This is a genomic window from Holzapfeliella sp. JNUCC 72 (assembly GCF_053668685.1).
The window spans coordinates 744,033-763,730 of the sequence record NZ_CM132220.1; the positions used below are offsets into that span (position 1 = coordinate 744,033).

General features: G+C 34.7%; 19 protein-coding genes, 1 other RNA gene and 1 riboswitch. Of the genes, 3 read left to right on the plus strand and 17 right to left on the minus strand.

Going from position 1 to position 19,698, the window contains the following annotated elements:
- Position 1: 1 nt before the first annotated feature.
- From JNUCC72_RS03645 to lysA, 6 genes are read right to left on the minus strand one after another with little or no spacing between them, the layout of a single operon-like run.
- Positions 2–1,186: an aminotransferase class I/II-fold pyridoxal phosphate-dependent enzyme gene (locus JNUCC72_RS03645; protein ID WP_454142992.1), complete on the minus strand. Its 1,185-nt coding sequence runs from the start codon at positions 1,184–1,186 to the stop codon at positions 2–4.
- 19 nt (positions 1,187–1,205) lie between these two features.
- Positions 1,206–1,985 carry a 4-hydroxy-tetrahydrodipicolinate reductase gene (dapB, locus tag JNUCC72_RS03650; protein ID WP_454142994.1) on the minus strand — a complete coding sequence of 260 codons (780 nt, stop codon included), beginning with the start codon at positions 1,983–1,985 and terminating at the stop codon, positions 1,206–1,208.
- Positions 1,978–2,895: a 4-hydroxy-tetrahydrodipicolinate synthase gene (dapA, locus tag JNUCC72_RS03655; RefSeq protein ID WP_454142996.1), complete on the minus strand. Its 918-nt coding sequence runs from the start codon at positions 2,893–2,895 to the stop codon at positions 1,978–1,980. The genes dapB and dapA overlap by 8 nt, the downstream gene beginning before the upstream one ends.
- 26 nt (positions 2,896–2,921) lie before the next feature.
- The gene (locus JNUCC72_RS03660; RefSeq protein ID WP_454142998.1) at positions 2,922–4,067 is read right to left on the minus strand and encodes an N-acetyldiaminopimelate deacetylase; all 1,146 of its coding nucleotides are present in this window, start codon (positions 4,065–4,067) and stop codon (positions 2,922–2,924) included.
- 23 nt (positions 4,068–4,090) lie between these two features.
- Entirely contained in the window at positions 4,091–4,801 is a 711-nt protein-coding gene (gene dapD / locus JNUCC72_RS03665) for a 2,3,4,5-tetrahydropyridine-2,6-dicarboxylate N-acetyltransferase (protein WP_454143000.1), read from the minus strand.
- A 22-nt stretch (positions 4,802–4,823) separates the two neighbouring features.
- The gene (gene lysA, locus JNUCC72_RS03670) at positions 4,824–6,128 is read right to left on the minus strand and encodes a diaminopimelate decarboxylase (RefSeq protein WP_454143002.1); all 1,305 of its coding nucleotides are present in this window, start codon (positions 6,126–6,128) and stop codon (positions 4,824–4,826) included.
- A gap of 97 nt (positions 6,129–6,225) precedes the next feature.
- A riboswitch (Lysine riboswitch) is annotated at positions 6,226–6,401 on the minus strand.
- A 200-nt stretch (positions 6,402–6,601) separates the two neighbouring features.
- Here lysA and JNUCC72_RS03675 point away from each other — a divergent pair.
- Together JNUCC72_RS03675 and dapF are read left to right on the plus strand one after the other, a co-directional pair.
- On the plus strand, positions 6,602–7,954 hold the full coding sequence (locus tag JNUCC72_RS03675) for an aspartate kinase (protein WP_454143004.1): 1,353 nt from the start codon (positions 6,602–6,604) through the stop codon (positions 7,952–7,954).
- A 10-nt stretch (positions 7,955–7,964) separates the two neighbouring features.
- The gene (gene dapF / locus JNUCC72_RS03680; protein WP_454143006.1) at positions 7,965–8,948 is read left to right on the plus strand and encodes a diaminopimelate epimerase; all 984 of its coding nucleotides are present in this window, start codon (positions 7,965–7,967) and stop codon (positions 8,946–8,948) included.
- Here the strand turns inward: dapF and JNUCC72_RS03685 are convergent.
- From JNUCC72_RS03685 to JNUCC72_RS03720, 8 genes are all read right to left on the minus strand, one after another.
- Complete coding sequence (locus JNUCC72_RS03685; RefSeq protein WP_454143008.1) at positions 8,945–10,126, minus strand: cation:proton antiporter; 1,182 nt, start codon at positions 10,124–10,126, stop codon at positions 8,945–8,947. The two genes, dapF and JNUCC72_RS03685, sit on opposite strands and share 4 nt — an antisense overlap.
- 85 nt (positions 10,127–10,211) lie before the next feature.
- Complete coding sequence (locus tag JNUCC72_RS03690) at positions 10,212–10,688, minus strand: nucleoside deaminase (protein WP_454143010.1); 477 nt, start codon at positions 10,686–10,688, stop codon at positions 10,212–10,214.
- 109 nt (positions 10,689–10,797) lie between these two features.
- Positions 10,798–12,138 carry a glucose-6-phosphate isomerase gene (locus JNUCC72_RS03695; RefSeq protein WP_454143012.1) on the minus strand — a complete coding sequence of 447 codons (1,341 nt, stop codon included), beginning with the start codon at positions 12,136–12,138 and terminating at the stop codon, positions 10,798–10,800.
- 148 nt (positions 12,139–12,286) lie between these two features.
- The gene (fba, locus tag JNUCC72_RS03700) at positions 12,287–13,156 is read right to left on the minus strand and encodes a class II fructose-1,6-bisphosphate aldolase (protein WP_454143014.1); all 870 of its coding nucleotides are present in this window, start codon (positions 13,154–13,156) and stop codon (positions 12,287–12,289) included.
- 65 nt (positions 13,157–13,221) lie between these two features.
- The gene (locus JNUCC72_RS03705; protein ID WP_454143016.1) at positions 13,222–13,851 is read right to left on the minus strand and encodes a VanZ family protein; all 630 of its coding nucleotides are present in this window, start codon (positions 13,849–13,851) and stop codon (positions 13,222–13,224) included.
- Between the two features lie 5 nt (positions 13,852–13,856).
- Complete coding sequence (locus tag JNUCC72_RS03710; RefSeq protein ID WP_454143018.1) at positions 13,857–15,320, minus strand: ATP-binding protein; 1,464 nt, start codon at positions 15,318–15,320, stop codon at positions 13,857–13,859.
- The gene (locus JNUCC72_RS03715; RefSeq protein ID WP_454143020.1) at positions 15,320–16,027 is read right to left on the minus strand and encodes a winged helix-turn-helix domain-containing protein; all 708 of its coding nucleotides are present in this window, start codon (positions 16,025–16,027) and stop codon (positions 15,320–15,322) included. Before JNUCC72_RS03715 ends, JNUCC72_RS03710 begins: the two co-directional genes overlap by 1 nt.
- 12 nt (positions 16,028–16,039) lie before the next feature.
- On the minus strand, positions 16,040–16,441 hold the full coding sequence (locus tag JNUCC72_RS03720; protein ID WP_454143022.1) for a hypothetical protein: 402 nt from the start codon (positions 16,439–16,441) through the stop codon (positions 16,040–16,042).
- Positions 16,442–16,675: 234 nt separating this feature from the next.
- Here JNUCC72_RS03720 and JNUCC72_RS03725 point away from each other — a divergent pair, with 234 nt between their 5' ends.
- Complete coding sequence (locus JNUCC72_RS03725; protein ID WP_454143024.1) at positions 16,676–17,560, plus strand: GRP family sugar transporter; 885 nt, start codon at positions 16,676–16,678, stop codon at positions 17,558–17,560.
- A 61-nt stretch (positions 17,561–17,621) separates the two neighbouring features.
- Here JNUCC72_RS03725 and ssrA read toward each other — a convergent pair.
- The 3 genes from ssrA to JNUCC72_RS03740 form a co-directional block, all read right to left on the minus strand.
- Positions 17,622–17,987: a transfer-messenger RNA gene (gene ssrA, locus JNUCC72_RS03730) on the minus strand.
- A gap of 32 nt (positions 17,988–18,019) precedes the next feature.
- The gene (locus tag JNUCC72_RS03735) at positions 18,020–18,442 is read right to left on the minus strand and encodes a hypothetical protein (RefSeq protein ID WP_454143026.1); all 423 of its coding nucleotides are present in this window, start codon (positions 18,440–18,442) and stop codon (positions 18,020–18,022) included.
- A 59-nt stretch (positions 18,443–18,501) separates the two neighbouring features.
- A complete protein-coding gene (locus tag JNUCC72_RS03740) occupies positions 18,502–19,689 on the minus strand; it encodes an acetate/propionate family kinase (RefSeq protein WP_454143028.1) in 1,188 nt (395 codons plus the stop codon).
- Between the last annotated feature and the right edge of the window lie 9 nt (positions 19,690–19,698).

Below are 19,698 nucleotides of genomic sequence, written 5' to 3' on the forward strand. Positions count from 1 at the left end.
GTTAATTAATCCCCTTTGATTGTAAAAATTCAGCTATATTTTTAACGGCTTGCTGTAAGTCTAACATAGATGCTGCATATGAAATACGTAAGTAACCTTCACCACCGTCTCCAAAGACATAACCTGGCATGGTTCCTACTTTTGCTTCATATGCTAAATCTAATCCAAACTGTTTGTCATCATTTTGATAAGCCTTTGGTACTTTAACGAATAAATAAAAAGCACCTTCTGGATTGGTTACTTCAAACCCTAAGTCAACTAAAGACTGATACAAAAAGTCTCGTCTATCTTGATAAGCTTGTCTCATTTTAGGTGGTTCATCTTGCGCGTTTTCTAGTGCTTCTAATGCTGCGTATTGTGCTGGATTAGAAGCTGACGTAACCATCAGTCCATGTAGTTTAGTCAATAATGACATAAATTCTTGTGGTCCTGCCACATAACCAATTCGATAACCTGTCATAGCGTGTGACTTTGAAACACCATTAATCAAAATTGTTCTTTCTGGTAACAATTCTGCAATTGAAACGTGTTTACTTGTGTAAGTTAACTCATTATAAATTTCGTCAGATATAACAAATAGATCATACTTTCTAATCACATCTGCTAATTCAGCAAGTTCTTCTCGACTATAGGTTACGCCAGTTGGATTGCCAGGATAATTCAACAGAACAGCTTTAATACTTGAATCATTTTTAGCATATTCTTCTAATACAGCTGGCGTTAATTTGAATCCTTCATTTGCCGTATTAACCATGACACACTCAGCTTGAGCTAATTCCGTTACTGGAAAATAAAGTGGGAATGTCGGAGTTGGGATAACAATTTTTTCACCCGCATTTAACATTGTCGTTAAAGCAGCAAATATAGCTTCAGTTGCGCCGACCGTAACTACAACTTCTGATTCAGCATCATATTGTAAGTTATATTTTTTTAGATAACTGGCGATTGCTTGTCGTAATGGCAAAATTCCAGGCGTTGCAGAATAATGAGAATGGTTTTCTTCAATACTTGAAATAGCTGCTTTCTTTACCGTATCAGGAACATTAAAATCGGGTTCCCCAATTGTTAATTTAATTAATCCTGGTATTTTAGAGATTTCATTGTTGAACTGTCCTATTGCAGGTGCAGCAATTCCTTCTAGATGATGATTTAAGTTAGCAGCTAAACTTGAACTTAATTTAGGCATAAGGCTACCCCCCTTTTTCTTATAGAATATTTTCTAAACCAACAGTAATTTCAGTCAAGTTCATGACCTCTTTAATAGCTAGTCTAACACCTGTCATAAATGATTGACGGTCAAATGAATCTTGACGAATAGTTAGCGCTTCACCCGGTGCACCGAATAGAACTTGTTCGTGTGCAACGTAGCCTGGCAATCTAACAGAATGAATTTTCATTCCTTCATAATCACCACCACGTGACCCTGGTAGCGTTTCTTTTTCATTTTCAGCGCCTTGAACATGAGCTTGTCGCTCTTGACTAATCATTTCGGCTGTCTTAATAGCAGTACCTGACGGTGCATCTTTTTTGTTAGGATGATGCATTTCAATAATTTCTACATCTGGAAAGTAGGCAGCAGCTTCTTTGGCAAACTTCATTAATAATACAGCCGACATCCCAAAGTTAGGTGCAATCAAACCACCTAATCCATTCTTTTGAGCTAAGTCATTTAAATTATCAATTTGTTCAGCTGTTAATCCTGTTGTTCCAACAACAGGTCGCATCCCTTTCTTGATAGCAAATTGAATATTATCGTTAACCACATCTGGCAATGTAAAATCAACCCACACATCAGCCTCACAGTTAATTTCTTCTAATTGACTATAGACTTGCGTACTATCAGGCAAGTGATAATCAGCAGGTGACTGATGAGCAGCACTTGGCGCAAATACGCCGGCTAGCTCAAAGCCTTCAGTTTCTAAAACCATATTAATGGTGTTTTTACCCATTTCTCCAGTAAATCCTGCAACAAATACTTTAATCAATTACTGACATCTCCTTTGATAATTCTTTTGTTAAGGCATCTCTTGATAAACCTAATTTCAACGCTAAATTTTCTTTTTCTGTTTCATCTAACGGTACCATTGGTAAGCGACAACCACCCACCTTGAATCCTTGTTGATTCAAGATTGCTTTTACAGGTGTTGGTGAAGGATACATAAAGCAAGCTTGCATCTTTGGCAATAAGCGGCGTTGAATTGTTCCGGCCAATTTAACATCTCCCGCTTCTAACGCATGGTACATCGCTGACATATCACTACCGTAAATGTGAGATGTAACCGAAATAACACCTTGAGCTCCTAAAACTTTAGCAGCTAGCGCTTGATTGTCTTCACCCGTATAAACTAAAAATTCAGGTAGTGTTTCAACTAATTCTGCCAAATCTTCCAATGGTCCACATTGTTTAACACCAATAATATTTTGATGTTGCGCAAGTTCAATAACTGATTCATTTTCTAAGTAAACACCGGTTCTTCCAGGAATGTTATAGATAATAATAGGAAGTGCTGTTTGATTAGCTACCATTTCAAAGTGTGCGCGAATACCCCTTTGACTAGGTTTTGTGTAATAAGGAACAACGACTAATGCTGCATCAATTCCATCAATTTGTTGAACTTCTTGAGTAAACTCAATCGTTTGTTGTGTATTATTACTTCCTGTTCCTGCCACAACTGGAACACGACCCTTAACCATCTTGACAAATTTTTGATAAAGCTCAATTTTTTCATCGTGTGTTAAAGTGGCTGTCTCACCTGTTGTTCCACCTATAACAAATCCTTCTGATCCATTTTCAAGTAAATGTTCAGTTAACGTTTCTAGTGCATCAAAATCAATTTGGTCATTTTGATCAAATGGGGTAATAATCGCTGTTAAAATAGCCGCATTAGTTAACATGTTAAATCCTTCTTCCTATTATATTATTATCTAGACATTCTCCAATTTAGAAAACTGATGATATTTTCTGGTGCTGTTTTTAAAGCTTCTTCATTTGGCGAAAAATATTCTGAATGCAGAGGATGTGAATCATCTACTCCTAGCCAAAACATTGTCCCTGGAATTTTTGAAAGCAAATAACCAAAATCTTCACCCGTCATAGCGGGTGTTGTTTCAACAAAATTCACGTCTTCACTTTGCGTCATAAATTCAATGAACTGTGCCGTTAATTCATCATCATTTTCAACGGGTAAGTAACCACCTTGATTGAGTGAAACTTCAACATCAGCGTCAAAGCTTTTAGCTGTAAACTCACAAATCGTTCTAATTCGATCATTGATTGACTCTATCATCGTTTGAGTTAATCCACGAACGGTTCCCTGAATTAAAGCTTTGTCAGCAATAACATTTCGAATCGTTCCAGATTCAATCCTTCCAAGTGTTAGCACACCACTTTCTAGTGGATTAATATTCCTTGAAACAATTGTCTGTAGTTGTGTGATTAAGTAAGCACTAGCCACTACCATGTCATTAGCTGTATGAGGAAAGGCTGCATGACCGCCTTTTCCTTTGAGTTCAATATCAACTTCGGTCGTTCCAGCAAATAATGTTCCCTGACAACATCCGATTGCGCCTGCTTCTAAATCTGGATTATCATGTAATCCATAAAACTCATCTGGACGCCATTTCCCTTCAAAAGCACCTAGTTCATAAGCTATCTTTCCACCATTTTCACTTTCTTCGGCTGGTTGAAAAAAGAATACTAAGTTGTCTTCAGGTTGATTGTCAGCATAATAACTTAAAATACTTAGAGCGACAGTTAAATGAATATCATGACCACAGGCATGCATTTTATTTTCGTTCTTAGAAGTAAATTCAAGTCCTGTCTTTTCAGTAACAGGAAGTGCATCCATATCTGCTCGGTAACCAATTGTTCGTTTAGGACGAGTTCCTTTAACATGAACAAGCAAGGCTGTTGGCAATTCTTTTAAATGCTTAAAACTCAAAAAGTCTTGTTTAAAGCCAGCAATAATTTTTTTGATTCTTTGCTTGGTTTCTACTTCTTGTAAAGCAAGTTCTGGATACTGATGAAATTCTCTTCTAATAGCGACTCTTTGCGTCTGTGGTAACATTTAACTTTCCCCCTCAAGTTTTTTTACATTTTTCTTAATGCTTCTTCAAGTCCTGTTTTTGATTTAGTTTGATCATCAATTTTTTTCAAGACTCTTGCGGGTACGCCCCCAACAACAGTGTACGGTTCAACATCTCTAGTTACGATTGCACCTGCAGCAACAACAGCACCTTTACCAACACGAACGCCTTCAATCACAACGGCATTAGCCCCAATCACAACATCATCTTCAATCACAACCGGTGTTGCTGATGCTGGCTCAATGACACCCGCTAAAACTGTTCCGGCACCAATGTGAGCATTCTTACCAACAGTTGCACGCCCACCTAGGATTACTCCCATATCAATCATTGTACCTTCTCCAATTTCAGCACCAATGTTGATTAAAGCGCCCATCATAATAACAGCGTTATCTCCAATGTAAACCTGGTCACGAATGATAGCACCTGGTTCAATACGCGCATTAACTTTCTTCATATCTAATAGTGGAACCGCTGAATTTCTCATATGGTTTTCAATTTCGTATTCTGTAATTAAAGATTGATTATCAGCTAAGACTTGTTCAACATCAGCCCAGTTACCAAATAGTGTCCCTGTTTTTGATTCTACAAAAGCTTTAATTGTATTTGGAAAATTAATCTCACTTAATTGTCCCTTGATATAAACCTTAACAGGTGTTTGTTTTTCGGCATTTCCAATAAAGTTAATAATTTCTTGTGCGCTTTTTCTTTCCATTATATAGTCTCCTTTTTGATAATTAATATAAACTGTTTTCTAATTTGATTAAGTCTTGGTAACTTTGTCTTTTAATTGCTAAGTCATCTTTTCCGTTTTCAACAAAAACAACTGCGGGTTTTAAATTACGATTATAATTTGACGCCATTGAGTAACCATAAGCACCCGTATTAAGCATTGCAACAATATCGCCCGGTTGTGTTTTTGGAAAAGCTGCTTTTTGAATCAAAATGTCTCCTGATTCGCAATATTTACCTGCCACACGGACATTTTCTACTGGTTCTTGATCCATTTTATTAGCAATTGCAGCTTCATATTCTGCTTGGTAAAGTGCTGGTCGAACATTATCTCCCATACCACCATCAACACTCACATAAGCAGATTTTCCTGGGATTTCTTTACGAGAACCGATTGTATATAAGTTATAACCTGCAGGTCCTACAATCGATCTTCCAGGTTCTATCCAAATCGCTGGCATTTTTAAACCAAAATCTGCTGTTTTTTCTTTGATTTTTTTGATGATTGCATCAACAAATACCTCAGGTGCTAGCGGTTTATCATCATTTGTGTAAGCAATTCCAAAACCACCACCAACGTTAATCACATCTGGTTGATAACTATATTTTTGATACCAATCATTGGCTAAATCAATCAGCTTTTCAGCTGCCATTTCAAACCCATTAACTTCAAATATTTGTGATCCAATATGTGAATGGAATCCTTTCATAGTCAAGTTAGGATTGTTTAAAACCGTTGTCAAAGCTTCTTCAGCTTGACCAGAATTTAAATCAAAGCCAAATTTACTGTCTTCTTGACCAGTTTGAATATAGTCATGTGTATGTGCTGATATTCCGGGTGTGATTCTCAACATCACATCAGCTTGTTGCTGGGTATCAATCAAGTAAGACGATAGCAATTCAATCTCATGAAAGTTATCAAGGACGATAACACCTACACCCGCATCGACAGCCATTTTGATTTCATCAAATGATTTATTATTGCCATGAAAACTAATTTTTGATAAATCAAATCCAGCTTGTTGCGCGGTGAATAATTCGCCACCAGATACTACATCCAGATGTAGATTTTCTTTTTGCATCAATTCATATAAGGCTAAACATGAAAATGCCTTGCTAGCATAACTAATTTCATATTCAACATCGTTTTGCTCAAAAACAGATTTGAATCCTGCAATTTGTTGTTTGATTTTTGAAATATCATAAACAACTAATGGCGTCTGATATTTTTGAACCAAATCAACAGTATCGATTCCGCCTATTTCTAAATGATGATTCGCATTTGTGACTAAATTAAAATTATGTTCCATAACGAAAATTCCTCCAAGACTATATAAAAAGGGTTCTTCTGCTATCTAAAATAACAAAAGAACCCTTTGAAAGTTTCACATTCATCATGATTGTTCGTTTGTCGATAGCTCTCCGCAATTACTGCGACAGTCCATGACTTGTTCAATCATGTCCCAGCCGATACTTATCTGCTTAAGTACTAGCTTCGGCAACTTCCCCTTTCAAAATAACATAATTGTCTTAACAGAAGACTAGTTATTTCTAATAATGTTAGCTGCAACCTCTTCGATGTGATTAAAATATTATAATAAAACCAATCAAAAGTCAAACCATTAGGTTAATTATTTTTTAAAAATTTTTTTATTTTTATTTATTTCCATATATTGACCTTTAAAACGACATGTATTAGTCGGATTTGGGTGTTGAAATTTAAAACAGGCATGTTAAATTTAATTTACTTATCATTTGAAAAGAAAGCTAAAGGGGAATTTTTATGAAAGTAGTTAAATTTGGCGGAAGCTCGCTAGCTTCAGGACAACAGTTTGAGAAAGTTATTAATATTTTAAAACAAGATTCAAGTCGCAAAGTTGTTGTGACTTCAGCCCCAGGAAAAAGAAGTGCTTCTGATACGAAAGTTACAGATTTATTAATCAAATACGCTACACTTACAATCGAAAACAAGCCTACTGAATCAATCACCGAACAGCTATTCAACCGATATGTTGAAATCGCAAACCACTTTGATTTAGAAGAAGAAGAATTGCAAAGCATTAAAGATAAAATCGAAAAATTAAAGTATGAAAAATTCGAAAACAACGCCTATCTAATGGCTTGTTTTAAAGCTCATGGTGAACGATTAAACGCAAAGCTAATGACATTGATTTTAAACCATCTAGGGCTTAAAGCTCGATTTCTAGATCCGGAAAAATTTGGATTTTATGTTAGTGATTCAGCTAATAACGCACAAGTTTTAGATGAAACTTACGACAACATTAAATCAATTGATGTTGGTGATGAGCTTTTAATTGTACCTGGATTCTTTGGCATCACTAAAGACAATAAAATCGCCACTTTTTCACGTGGTGGCTCAGATATTACAGGTGCTATCTTGTCAAAAGGCTTCAATGCCAGCTGCTATGAAAATTTCACAGATGTTGATGCAATTTATGCAGCAAACCCTAATACTGTCAAAAATCCATATGCCATTAATAAAATGACTTATCGTGAATTACGTGAACTCTCTTACGCTGGATTTTCAGTATTCCATGATGAAGCCATTATTCCAGCAATTGAAGCTGAAATTACTATTAACGTTAAAAACACTAACCATCCTGATTTACCGGGCACACTTATCGTACCTGAAAATGATTTTGAGCCAGAACATTTAATAACAGGTGTGGCCAGCTCTGATCGTTTTGCTGCTTTATATCTCCACCGTTATCTACTTAATAAAGAGGTTGGCTTCACATTAAAATTGCTAGAGATTTTATATCGCTATAATGTTTCTTATGAGCATATGCCTTCAGGTATCGATGATTTGACAATTATCTTTGATAAAAGCCAACTTACAGACCTTAAAATCAAACAACTTTGTCAAGAGATTAAAAACACTCTTCAACCAGACGAAATGCAATGGATTAATGATTACGCCATTATCATGGTTGTTGGTGAAGGTATGAAAGATAATATTGGTGTCTTAGATCGTGTCATTTCGCCACTGGCTCAAAATAATATTGGCATTCATATGATTAATCAAGGTGCCTCAAGAATTTCTGTAATGCTTGGGACTAGACAAGCCGATGCTGATTTAGCAATAGACTATATTTATCATAATTTTTTTAGTTAGGAGTTTAACAATGATTACATTACAAAAAGTTCACGGTTCATCTAACCAGTTTTTTATTTTAGACTTAGATCAACTTTCATTTAATCCCTCAGATGACCAAATCATCGCACTTACACAGCAACTAACAGAATCTTTTTTGGAGGGGGCCGATGGTCTATTAGTCGTCTCAAAATCTCAAAATACCGATTGTTTAGGCAAAATGCGCGTCATTAATGCCGATGGTAGCGAGGCATCTATGTGTGGCAATGGATTGCGTACGGTGGCGCGTTATTTAGCCGAAAAATATCAAGAATCTGAATTCAAAGTCGAAACAGCTAATGCAAATTTAACTGTTAAAAAACAAGACAGCCTGGCTCAAAACGTTCCTGCGTTTGGTGTGGAAATCTCACCTGTCCACTTTGATAACCATTACTTCCCTTTTCATAACCTAGGAACAACACAATTACTCAACTCACCCGTTCCAAAATTTAATGATCATTTAAATTTCTATGCTATCGCGGTCCCTAATCCTCACTTAATTAGTTTTGTTCAAACAGATGAAGACTTAAATAACACACTTGAAACATTAGGGGAAAAACTCAATCAAAAGAATGATTATTTCCCTGATGGTGTTAATGTCAATTTTGGAAAAATACTATCAGATAATACGCTTTTTGTTCGTACATTTGAGCGCGGTGTTGGCTTCACAAATGCTTGTGGTACTGGAATGTCTGCGACTTCTCTTGCTTATGTTTTACATAAAGGTATCGATTCTTTTCCTTCAGATGAAATAACCGTTTATAATCCAGGTGGTGTCGTTAAAACGATTGTTCACAAAGAATCTAATAATGACTTTTGGATAGAGTTAATCGGCAACGCCACTCACACTCATAACATCACAATATCTGAAGATGATTTATTCAATCGTCAATTCAATCACGCCACTGTTAGTGAAACAGGAGAACAGAAAAGCTATCTAAAATTTATTGAACAAATAAAAAAACAAGCAGACTAATCTGCTTGTTTTTTTTGTGGGTATATTTTCGAGAATACAATTGGATCAACAATTGTTGTAATAACAGCCGCTAGAATAAAAGCACCTGCTTGCTTTGCATCAATAATATTTGCACTTTGACCTAGGGTAACATTAGGTACAATCAACGTAATAGTTGTTGTTGTCAACATCATGCCTGAAAGTGCTTGTCTGAATGAGTATTTTTGCATCAAAATTGGTACGACTAGAAGTCTTGTCAACATAAACCCAAAGAAGAAAATAGGAATCAACATCAGCGTATTAGGATCACTCACTAAACTTTTTAAGTCTAATTTTAATCCAGTTGAAATGAAAAATATTGGAATAAAGAATCCATATCCAATTGAGGTTAATTTTTGCTTTGTTTCTTCGCTTGGATTAAGTGATTTCATGACCAACCCTGCTAAGAAACACCCTAAAATATTTTCAACACCTGTTTTTTCAGCAACTGTAACTAATACAATAATTAAAAAGAAAGCTAACCGAATATCTAACTGTGTTGTTGACTTGTCTATTTTATCAAAAAACTGATGGACTTTTTTGACGTTCAATAATAATAATGCCACTATAAATACGAGTGGGAATAACCAAAGTATTGCTCCCCTGGCACCTTTAAATGTCATATAAAAAGTGATTTCAATTAATGGGATAACAACACCCAGAATTGCAATTAGAAGCAGGGTTTGTCCATAACTAGTATTTTCAAGTTTTTTATCTTTTAGTGCAACTAAAATCATGCCAATTGTCATTGTGGTAAATAAAATTGTTGCAAATAAAAATTCCGAAAAAATATTAAAGTAACTTAGTAGTAAGCTGTAGCCTAATGCCAGCACAATAATTGAGATAATTGATAAAACCGCCATCCCTAAAGGCATTTTAAAAAATGATTGTCCTGCTTTCTCAGCTTTACTTCGCCGTTTAAATATCGATAAGTCAACTTCCATCCCACTTAAGAATAACAATATCATAACACCTAAGGAGGATAATTGGTTTAGCGTCGGGGTCATTTGAACAATATTCAAAAGCCCTTTCCCTAGAACTATTCCTATCAATATCTCAGCGACAGGAACAGGAACATTATTTATTTTAAACTTTGCCATTACAATTGGTACAATCAATGCCATGGATAATACGATTAATAATTCTAAATTAGTGTGCATACTTCTTTCCTAACTATAAAAATTCTCGATAAAGTTTACCATAATTTTAATTCGAACAAAACAATAAATTTTAATTTGTTTAAATTTAATAGATTGTTTTGTCTTGATCAGCAGCAAATTCTTCAAAACTTTTAATAGTCAATTCTCTATCATGTTGTTGTAAGTCCATGACAGTTTTATCTTTTGTTCCACCTTCAATGAATTTATAAATATAATCATCACGAAAACCAATATCAGCAGCATCTACGGCGCTATTACCATAATAAACCATTTTAATGTTTGCCCAAATAATAGCACTTAAACACATTGGACACGGTTCACTTGAAGTGTATAACTCACATCCTGACAAATCAAATGTCTCAAGTTTTTGACCAGCATTTCTGATTGCGGTTACTTCACCATGAGCCGTTGGGTCATTGTTTAATAAAACTTTATTGTGTCCAGTTGCAACAATTTCGTCGTCTTTTACGATAACGCATCCAAAAGGACCACCTTCATTTGTTAAGTTATTTGAATGCGCTTCTTTCACGGCTAATTCCATATATTTTTTGTTATATGACATTTAACATTCTCCTTTTATCTATTTGTAATTCAATAATACACTATAACCAACATTAAAAAAAGGATTTCACGAACATTACGCGAAATCCTTTTTAGATTATTCTATTTAATTATAGACGATTGTTTAATTCTTGTGTTAATTCTTCAAAACCTGGTTTACCTAATAAAGCGAACATGTTTTTCTTGTATGCTTCTACACCTGGTTGGTTAAATGGGTTAATACCATTTAAGTATCCTGAGATACCAACAGCGATTTCGAAGAAGTAAATCATGTAACCTAATGTGTATTCTGTTTGATCTGCAATAGAAACAGTCATAACTGGAACACCACCATCAGTATGAGCTAAAACAACACCTTCGTATGCTTTTTCATTAGCATGGTTCATTGTTTTACCTTCTAAGAATGAAAGACCATCTAAGTTTTGTTCATCGCTTGGTACAGCAACATCAAAACGAGGTTTTTCAACTTTAATAACAGTTTCCATTAAGTCACGACGACCTTCTTGGATGTATTGTCCAAGTGAGTGCAAGTCTGTTGAGAAGTTGGCTGATGAAGGGTAAATACCTTTTTGATCTTTACCTTCTGATTCACCCATTAATTGTTTCCACCATTCACCAAAGTATTGTAAAGTTGGTTCGTAGTTTTCAAGCAATTCAACAGTATAACCTTTACGGTATAAAATATTTCTTAACGCAGCATATTGGTAAGCTTCGTTTTTGTTAAGGTCTGTTTCTGTATATTCTGAGCGAGCGTCTGCTGCACCTTTCATCAATTGATCGATATCAGCACCAGCAACAGCAATTGGTAATAAACCAACAGCAGATAATACTGAGAAACGTCCACCAATGTCATCAGGAACAACAAATGTTTGGTAACCTTCTGCATCAGCTTCTGATTTTAAGGCACCTTTTTCACGGTCAGTTGTTGCATAAATACGTTTAGCAGCTTCTTCTTTACCATATTTTTTAACTAATTTGTCTTTCAATACACGGAAAGCAATAGAAGGTTCCATTGTTGTTCCTGATTTTGAAATAACGTTTAGACTAAAGTCACGGTCACCGATTTGTTCGATTAAATCGTGTAAGTAACTACCACTGATTGAGTTACCTGCAAAGTAAATTTCAGGAACTTTACGATCAGGTGCATAGTTATAAAAAGCATTATTTAAGAAATCGATAGCAGCACGAGCACCTAAATAAGAACCACCAATTCCGATAGCTACGAAAACTTCTGAATCTGATTGTACTTTTTTAGCCACGTCTTTAATACGTGAAAATTCGTCTTTATCATAGTCAACAGGTAGGTCAATGAAACCTCTGAAATCGCTTCCAGCGCCTGTTCCTTTTCTTAATTGTTCATCTGCAGCATTCACCATTGCTTGCATTTCGTTTAACTCATTTTCTTGAACAAATGGAGTTAATTTTGAAGCATCAAACTTAACTTGTGCCATTGTTTGCCTCCTATATTTCTTTTTATCTACCCTACTTACTTTAAGCGCATTCGGTCAAAAAAGCAAGGTTTAAAACAGGATAATTCTTATTTTGATATCAAAAAAAGTCACGACCAAATGGCGTGACTTTTTTGTTAAAAGGTATGAATTAGTTGTTACCTTTTTGTGAACCAAACCAGTCGATACGTTCTTCAACTGTATCTTGGATAGCTTGTGTACCTGGTGCAAGAACTTTACGAGGATCGAATCCTTTTTCTGCTTCATCTTTGTCAGCAGCGTAGTAAGCTTTAACAGCTTTTGACCAAGCAATTTGTTGTTCTGTGTTAACGTTGATTTTAGCAACACCTAAGTCGATAGCTTTTTGGATTTGGTCTTTAGGAATACCTGAACCACCGTGTAGTACCAATGGTACTTCAACTGCGTCAGCGATTTCTGAAAGACGGTCGTAGTTTAGACCTTCCCAGTTTTCAGGGTAAACACCGTGAATGTTACCGATACCAGCAGCTAAGAAGTCAATACCTGTTGCAGCTAATTCTTTAGCTTCTTCAACTGATGCAAGTTCACCTGCACCGATGATACCGTCTTCTTCACCACCAATTGAACCAACTTCAGCTTCAACTGAAATACCTTTTGGATGTGCTAAAGCAACGATTTCTTTAGTTTTAGCAACGTTTTCTTCGAAAGGTAAGTCGTGACCATCGAACATAACTGATGAGTAACCAGCTTCGATAGCTTCTTTAGCAGCTTCAAAGTTACCGTGGTCTAAATGCATTACAACTGGAACTGTGATGTTCATTGATTCAACTAATCCTTCAACTAGTTGACGAACTACTTTGTATCCACCCATGTATTTAGCAGCACCCATTGAGCTTTGAACGATTGCTGGAACACCTTTAGCTTGGGCAGCAGCTAAAATAGCTTTTGTCCATTCCAAGTTGTTTGTGTTGTAAGCACCGTGTGCGTATCCGCCTTTACGAGCAGCTTGCATAATTTCTGTACCGTGAATAAATGATGACATGAGTCATTCCTCCTAAAATTTCTTTTAAAAAATTCAACAATGTGATTTTAACATATTTTTGTGTATTAGTCAGACCTTTTAGTAAAATTATTAAATATTTGTTGAAATATCAGCCCTACAACAGCTCCTAAGAAGCCACCTACAGTATTAAAGATAACATCATCAATATCTGCGACTCCTGTCCATAAAACAAACTGCATCCCTTCTATGCTGACTGAGAACAAAATAGAAATAATCGTAATTTTTAATATCGATAGTTTCTTTTTAGATAACAATTTCATTAAGAACCCTAAGGGCATAAACCACAAAATGTTCCCAAAAGAATTATAAAAGAAATCTAATTGAGATTTAGCTAGCGAAAGCTTCATCGTTTCATCTAAAATTTGTAGGTTTATCTGATTCAAGGGTCGATAGAAATAAAATTTGATATCACTTGGAAAATAAATACCTCTAAAAACAGTCAACGAGAGTAATAACATAAGATAAAACGCCAATATCAAAATAATCGTAATATGCTTTTTTGACCGCTTTTTCTTGAACAACTTTAAATATACTGTATAAAGAGAAATAAAAATCAAAAAGTAAAAAATGGTTTTGTCTAAACTGTAAAATACTAGTTCCACCAAAGGAAAGTGATTAATTTTAGTAGCAAAATGCTCAACTATAAATTGATATATTGGATTTAAAAATATCATTTTAATTACTCGCTATCTACTTTTTTTTCTGGTTTAGGATCAAAGAAAGTTAAAGTAAAGGTTGTCCCTTTGTTTTCTTGACTATCAACTTCAATTTGTCCCTGATGCTGATTAACTAGAGAGTAGACAATAGCTAGTCCTAATCCTGACTCTCCAGTCCCAACGTTATTACGAGATGGATCAGCTTTGTAAAAACGCTCAAAAATAAAGCGCTTTTGTTCATCGCTCATCCCAATACCAGTATCCTTTATTTTAACACGTGTGCCACCATCTATACGATAAATTGTTAAATCTACATTGCCATTTTCAGTAAACTGAATTGCATTTTGTGTAATATTGAAAACAACTTGCGTAAAACGATCATGGTCGGCATAAATCATGACGGGTTCTTTTGATAGTAGCTTCAACTTATTGTTCTTCTTCTTAGCATTTCCCGAAAGTTGTTCAACAATATTTTCAAGCACTGATGTCCCATTAAACTCTGTTTTAAACAACTTAATTTGATTATTTCTAATTTTTTCGTAGTCTAAGTTTTCATTAACTAATCTGATTAATCGATTAGTCTCACTTTGCATCAATTGAATACTCTTATCTTTTGAATCAGCGGGAATTGCGTCATAACGTAATCCTTCTAGAATACCATTAATTGTTGTTAGAGGTGTTCGCATTTCATGTGCGACATCCGCCATAAACTGATTTCTTCTCGCTTCTTGTCGTTTAATCTCCTCATCAGATAATCTGAGTGACTCAACCATCTTGTTAAAATCACATGCCAAATCATCGATTTCATCATTATCTTTGTGCTCTATTCTAACTGAGAAATCCCCTTCTCCGACTTTTTTAGTTGCACGCGATAATTTTTTGATTCTAGACAAATTAAACCAAACAATCACTAAACTGATAAGCATCCCTATCAGCACACTGGCAAAGAGGGCCACAATAGAATTTTGTTGTGCTTGTTTAATCGTCGTTTCAGTTGATGAGACTTTAGCCCCTAGCCAAACAACGGCTTTCAGTTGAGAACCATCAAACCACGGTACCATTATTGATGAATAAGGTTCTTTAGTCGACAATTTTGGCTGATTATTAAGATAGTCATTTTGAATTCTAAAACTCTTACCAGACTTTAACTCTTGCCAAACATCTTCTCTTAATGAGTAAGGCGTGAGTGTCGCTTCAGGATAGATTTGCTCGTTATCCTCATTAAACACCCTGATTGTTACATTTTGAACCTGCATAACTTGTTGAAACTCATCCAAAAAAGAAGGCTTAATTTGCTGATATCTACCTGTTAATGGGTCTTTTTTGAGCGCAATATGACCCATTGAATCAGCATAGCCCTCCAATTGAGAGAAAGTATTATCATAGGACTGTCTGGTAATGAAATTCATCATTGAAAAGCCAATAATTGAGAGTGTAATCACAATAACTAAAAGAAAAGATAATACTTGCTGATAAAACAGTTTCATTATTTATCCACATCCGAATCATCAAACTTATAACCTACGCCCCAAACAGTTTGAATAATTTGAGGTGCTATTTTTTCGATTTTTTGTCTTAGTTTTTTGATATGCGCATCGACTGTTCGTTCCTCACCAAAGTACTCATAACCCCAAACAACTTCTAATAGTTTTTCTCTTGAAAATACTTGTTTTGGGTTTTTAGCCATCGTTACAAGTAAATCAAATTCTTTTGGTGTCAATCCCTGAACTTTTTGGTCATCGACATATACTTCTCTTGTTTTTTCATTGATTTTCAGATGAGGTGTTTCAACCATATCTTCGGTATCTGCTGGTTTTGTCGTTTGATTCATTAACGTTCTACGGTGTAATGCCTTGATTCTAGCAATCAAAGTCAACGGACTAAATGGCTTAGTTACATAATCATCTGCCCCAAGCTCTAGCCCCAATACTTGATCAGACTCCGAGTCTCGAGCTGTCAACATGATAATTGGAACATCAGAAACTGCTCTAATTTCACGAGCAACTTCCATTCCATCTTTTCCAGGTAGATTCAAGTCAAGCGTCACAATATCGTAATATTCTTGATTAGCTTTAAACTTGTCAACAGCTTCATTCCCGTCAACAGCCAAATCCATTACCCACTGTTCTTTTTCAAAAAACATTTCCATCATTTGTGCGACAGAAACATTATCTTCTACCATTAATAGTCTCATTAAAAATTCCTCCTATAGGTCTTTAAACCCTTTCACTCTTTTTTTAGTGGTATGTGCCTTTTCATATTTATCGATTTCTTCTTTTGATACAATACCATCTCTAACTAAAATTTTTCTTAAACACGTTTCGGTGATTGCATAGACCAAAATAATGGAGAAATAAAAAGTCAATAACCAAATTAAGAAGAACTGATCCCAATTCAAATACTTGATTATGAAGCCAATAATTATTTGAATAATACCCACGATCAAACATGCTTTTCGATAAATCACTTGCACTCTTTTTTCAATATTAGAATCTATTTTTGAAAAATAGGATTGGTAACCAAACAAAAAACCTGGTTTTTGTTTTCTCATAACAAAACTAATAAAACTCATCATAACTAGTAAACAACCGGTATAAATATAAATCACTTTTTGTTCCCCTTACCTTTTTTTCTAAGTTTAACATGAAATAATTTACCACGATAAAAAAAGTCCTTTAATCTCTTGAAAAAGAAAAAAGAAAGCGTTTACATTTTTTTGTTGCTTTTTTGGTTCGGACTTGTTATATTATGAATGTAAACGTTTTCTTTTTTAAAAAGAAAACTTCTGATTTTTAAATATTTCAAATATAGACTATTATTATCACGAGAGGTGGATATAAAAATGAACTTACTTATTGGAATTTTACCAGCACTATTTTGGGGGTGTATGCCCCTTGTTATGTCTAAAATTGGCGGACGTACAGTTAACCAAATTTTAGGAACTACATTTGGAGCAATGATTACTGCGATTATTTGCTTTATTATTATGCAACCTGCAATGACGACAGAAATCTTTCTTTTTGGTTTTCTAAGTGGTCTAGCTTGGTCTCTTGGACAAATTCTTCAGTACGAATCATTTAAAGCAATTGGTGTTTCAAAAGCAATGCCAATTTCAACAGGTCTTCAAATTGTTGGTACATCATTTGGTGGTGTTTTACTATTTAGTGAGTGGGCTTCTGCTTCCGCAAAAATTGCTGGATTTGTAGCTATCATTATCATTGTTGGTGGTATTTACCTCACAACTATTAGTGAAAAAACAGCTGAAAATGCAGCTAAGAAATCAAAAGTTAAAACTTCCACTATCTTCTGGATTTTCTTTTTCTCAACAATTGGTTATATTGGATTCTCAATTTTCCCAAGATTTGCTCACCTTCAAGGACTAGAAGCATTCTTACCACAATCAGTAGGTATGGTTTTAGGTGCTCTAATCTGTATGTTTTTACCACAAAACAAAGACGTTAAACCTTTAAGAGAAGCAGTTACTTACAAAAATATACTGGTTGGTTTAATCTTTGCTGGTGGTTCACTAAGCTACTTAATTTCAGCAAACCTTAATGGTGTTGCAACAGGATTTACAATTTCACAAATGAATGTTGTTATTTCAACACTTGGTGGCGTTTACATCCTAAAAGAAGCAAAAACCAAAAAAGAATTAACCTTCACTTTAATTGGGCTTGTCCTAGTTATTGCTGGTGGCGTTATGATTAGCTTCATGACAGGTGCTTAATTTCTAAGTACTAATTGAATAAAAAAAAGAACTGGATAACTTAAGTTATCCAGTTCTTTTTTTATGGAGGTGAGGGGATTTGAACCCCTGTCCATACATGTTTCATCATAAACTTCTACAATCATAGTTATACTATTTAATTGTACTCTTCAAAGAACGCCGCATAACAGGGCTCACCTTCAAAGAGTTATCTGATTATCTCTTTTTAATTATTCAGATGGCATAATTAAACGTAACCCGTTAAAGTTGAGACCTAATAGAAATCCGGGTCAATTTCAATCAGATCACGCGAACTGTTTTTTAGGCAGCTACTGCGTAAGAATTTTCGTTATTTGCAGTTATATTTAAACTGAACGTTTTTACGTAGACGTGACCTACGAATTGCCATTTATGCAAAATCATGCATGTCGAATTCCAAAACACCCCCGACATCTCCACTATTCTAACACAAAATAGTTGCTAAACAAAATAGTTGTTTAAAAATTCAGTTACTTCTTTAGCTTTTCCTTTAACTTTCATTGCTAATCTTACTTGTTTATTTGAATAAAACTTAATTTCAGTTTCGTTATCTTTCACTTGATTTGCTTTAAAACTAGTAAATTCACGATAGGATCTGATTCGATAATTTTTAAAGATTATCGATCCTAATCCTGCTCTGAAAAAAGTTAATACAATACAAAACATACCAATTAAAAGAAGTACAGACCATTTGATTGCATTTGTTTGGGTAACGGCTGTTATAAAAAGTATAACAAACACTATTGCTGCAAAAAGTTTAATTACTTTTCCCTGCTTTTGATCAAGAAATTTTACATTTAACCTTTGCCAAACTAAAAAGTACCCCAGTAATAAAGCAATCGCAGTGTATAATATATCAATCATTAAAATTCACCTTTCTAAAATAAAAAACATCCTTTTAAAAGGATGTTTTTTATTTTACGCTAAAGATTAGCAATTTCAACCAAATCACGAATAATCATAATTTCTTCGTTAGTTGGGACTAATATTAATTTGATTTTTGAATTTTCAGCACTAAAAATAGTTTCTTGACGTGTAATTTCAACTTTTTCGGGGTCAACTTTTGCCCCTAAATAAGCAAATTTATTAGAAATACGATCTAATAACCAAGGGTTATTTTCACCGATACCTGCTGTAAAGACGATACCATCTACACCGCCCATTTCTGTAATGTATTGTGAAATGTATTTCACAATGCGATTAACAAAAATATCGACTGTTAGCTTAACTTGCGGATTTTCAATATTATCTTCTAAATCACGCATGTCAGATGAAAGTCCTGAAAGTCCTAAAAGACCTGATTTTCCATTTAAAATACTAATCATTTCTTGTGGATTTTCAATTTCAAGTTTTTCCATCAAATAAGCCATTAATGATGCATCAATATCACCAGAACGTGTACTCATTGTTACTCCGGCAAGTGGTGAAAAGCCCATAGATGTGTCGATTGATTGACCATTTTCAACAGCTGTCAATGAAATACCATTACCCATGTGAACAGTAATCAAACGTAAATCTTTGATATCTTGCCCTAACATATCTGCTGCTCTTTGTGAAACATAGCGATGACTTGTTCCATGAGCACCATATTTTCTAGCACCAAATTTTTCGTAATATTCCATTGGAATAGAGTATAAATAATTTTCTTTTGGCATTGTTTTATGGAAAGAAGTATCAAAAACAGCGACTTGTGGAATATCAGGTAGAACCTTTTCAAATGCTTCAATACAGCGTGCTTCAACTGGATTGTGTAAAGGTGCAAATTCTGAAAGGTCGTAAATTTTGTTTAAAACATCTTCGTTAATCAAAGTGCTTTGAGCAAAATGTTCACCACCGGCCACAATTCGATGTCCAATTCCTTTAATTTCGTCATACGATTCAACAATGCCTAGTTCAATCATTGCTTTTAAAATAATTGATACTGCTTGCTCTTGGTCTTTAATTTCAATTGTTTCTTCGTATTTTTTACCATCGTATTTAATTTGATAGTTAGAACCTGTGATACCGATTCTTTCTGCAGCACCTTCTGCTATTACTTCTTCATTTTGTACGTTAAACATTTTCCATTTAACGGAAGAACTTCCGGCGTTAATTGCTAAAACTTTAGTCATTATTGTCTA

What these genes read in the sequence shown, in the direction of transcription:
- JNUCC72_RS03645 (WP_454142992.1), bottom strand. Translation starts at nt 1,186, where the DNA reads ATGCCTAAATTAAGTTCAAGTTTAGCTGCTAACTTAAATCATCATCTA.
- dapA (WP_454142996.1), bottom strand. Translation starts at nt 2,895, where the DNA reads ATGTTAACTAATGCGGCTATTTTAACAGCGATTATTACCCCATTTGAT.
- JNUCC72_RS03660 (WP_454142998.1), bottom strand. Translation starts at nt 4,067, where the DNA reads ATGTTACCACAGACGCAAAGAGTCGCTATTAGAAGAGAATTTCATCAG.
- dapD (WP_454143000.1), bottom strand. Translation starts at nt 4,801, where the DNA reads ATGGAAAGAAAAAGCGCACAAGAAATTATTAACTTTATTGGAAATGCC.
- lysA (WP_454143002.1), bottom strand. Translation starts at nt 6,128, where the DNA reads ATGGAACATAATTTTAATTTAGTCACAAATGCGAATCATCATTTAGAA.
- JNUCC72_RS03675 (WP_454143004.1), top strand. Translation starts at nt 6,602, where the DNA reads ATGAAAGTAGTTAAATTTGGCGGAAGCTCGCTAGCTTCAGGACAACAG.
- dapF (WP_454143006.1), top strand. Translation starts at nt 7,965, where the DNA reads ATGATTACATTACAAAAAGTTCACGGTTCATCTAACCAGTTTTTTATT.
- JNUCC72_RS03685 (WP_454143008.1), bottom strand. Translation starts at nt 10,126, where the DNA reads ATGCACACTAATTTAGAATTATTAATCGTATTATCCATGGCATTGATT.
- JNUCC72_RS03690 (WP_454143010.1), bottom strand. Translation starts at nt 10,688, where the DNA reads ATGTCATATAACAAAAAATATATGGAATTAGCCGTGAAAGAAGCGCAT.
- JNUCC72_RS03695 (WP_454143012.1), bottom strand. Translation starts at nt 12,138, where the DNA reads ATGGCACAAGTTAAGTTTGATGCTTCAAAATTAACTCCATTTGTTCAA.
- fba (WP_454143014.1), bottom strand. Translation starts at nt 13,156, where the DNA reads ATGTCATCATTTATTCACGGTACAGAAATTATGCAAGCTGCTCGTAAA.
- JNUCC72_RS03705 (WP_454143016.1), bottom strand. Translation starts at nt 13,851, where the DNA reads ATGATATTTTTAAATCCAATATATCAATTTATAGTTGAGCATTTTGCT.
- JNUCC72_RS03710 (WP_454143018.1), bottom strand. Translation starts at nt 15,320, where the DNA reads ATGAAACTGTTTTATCAGCAAGTATTATCTTTTCTTTTAGTTATTGTG.
- JNUCC72_RS03715 (WP_454143020.1), bottom strand. Translation starts at nt 16,027, where the DNA reads ATGAGACTATTAATGGTAGAAGATAATGTTTCTGTCGCACAAATGATG.
- JNUCC72_RS03725 (WP_454143024.1), top strand. Translation starts at nt 16,676, where the DNA reads ATGAACTTACTTATTGGAATTTTACCAGCACTATTTTGGGGGTGTATG.
- JNUCC72_RS03735 (WP_454143026.1), bottom strand. Translation starts at nt 18,442, where the DNA reads ATGATTGATATATTATACACTGCGATTGCTTTATTACTGGGGTACTTT.
- JNUCC72_RS03740 (WP_454143028.1), bottom strand. Translation starts at nt 19,689, where the DNA reads ATGACTAAAGTTTTAGCAATTAACGCCGGAAGTTCTTCCGTTAAATGG.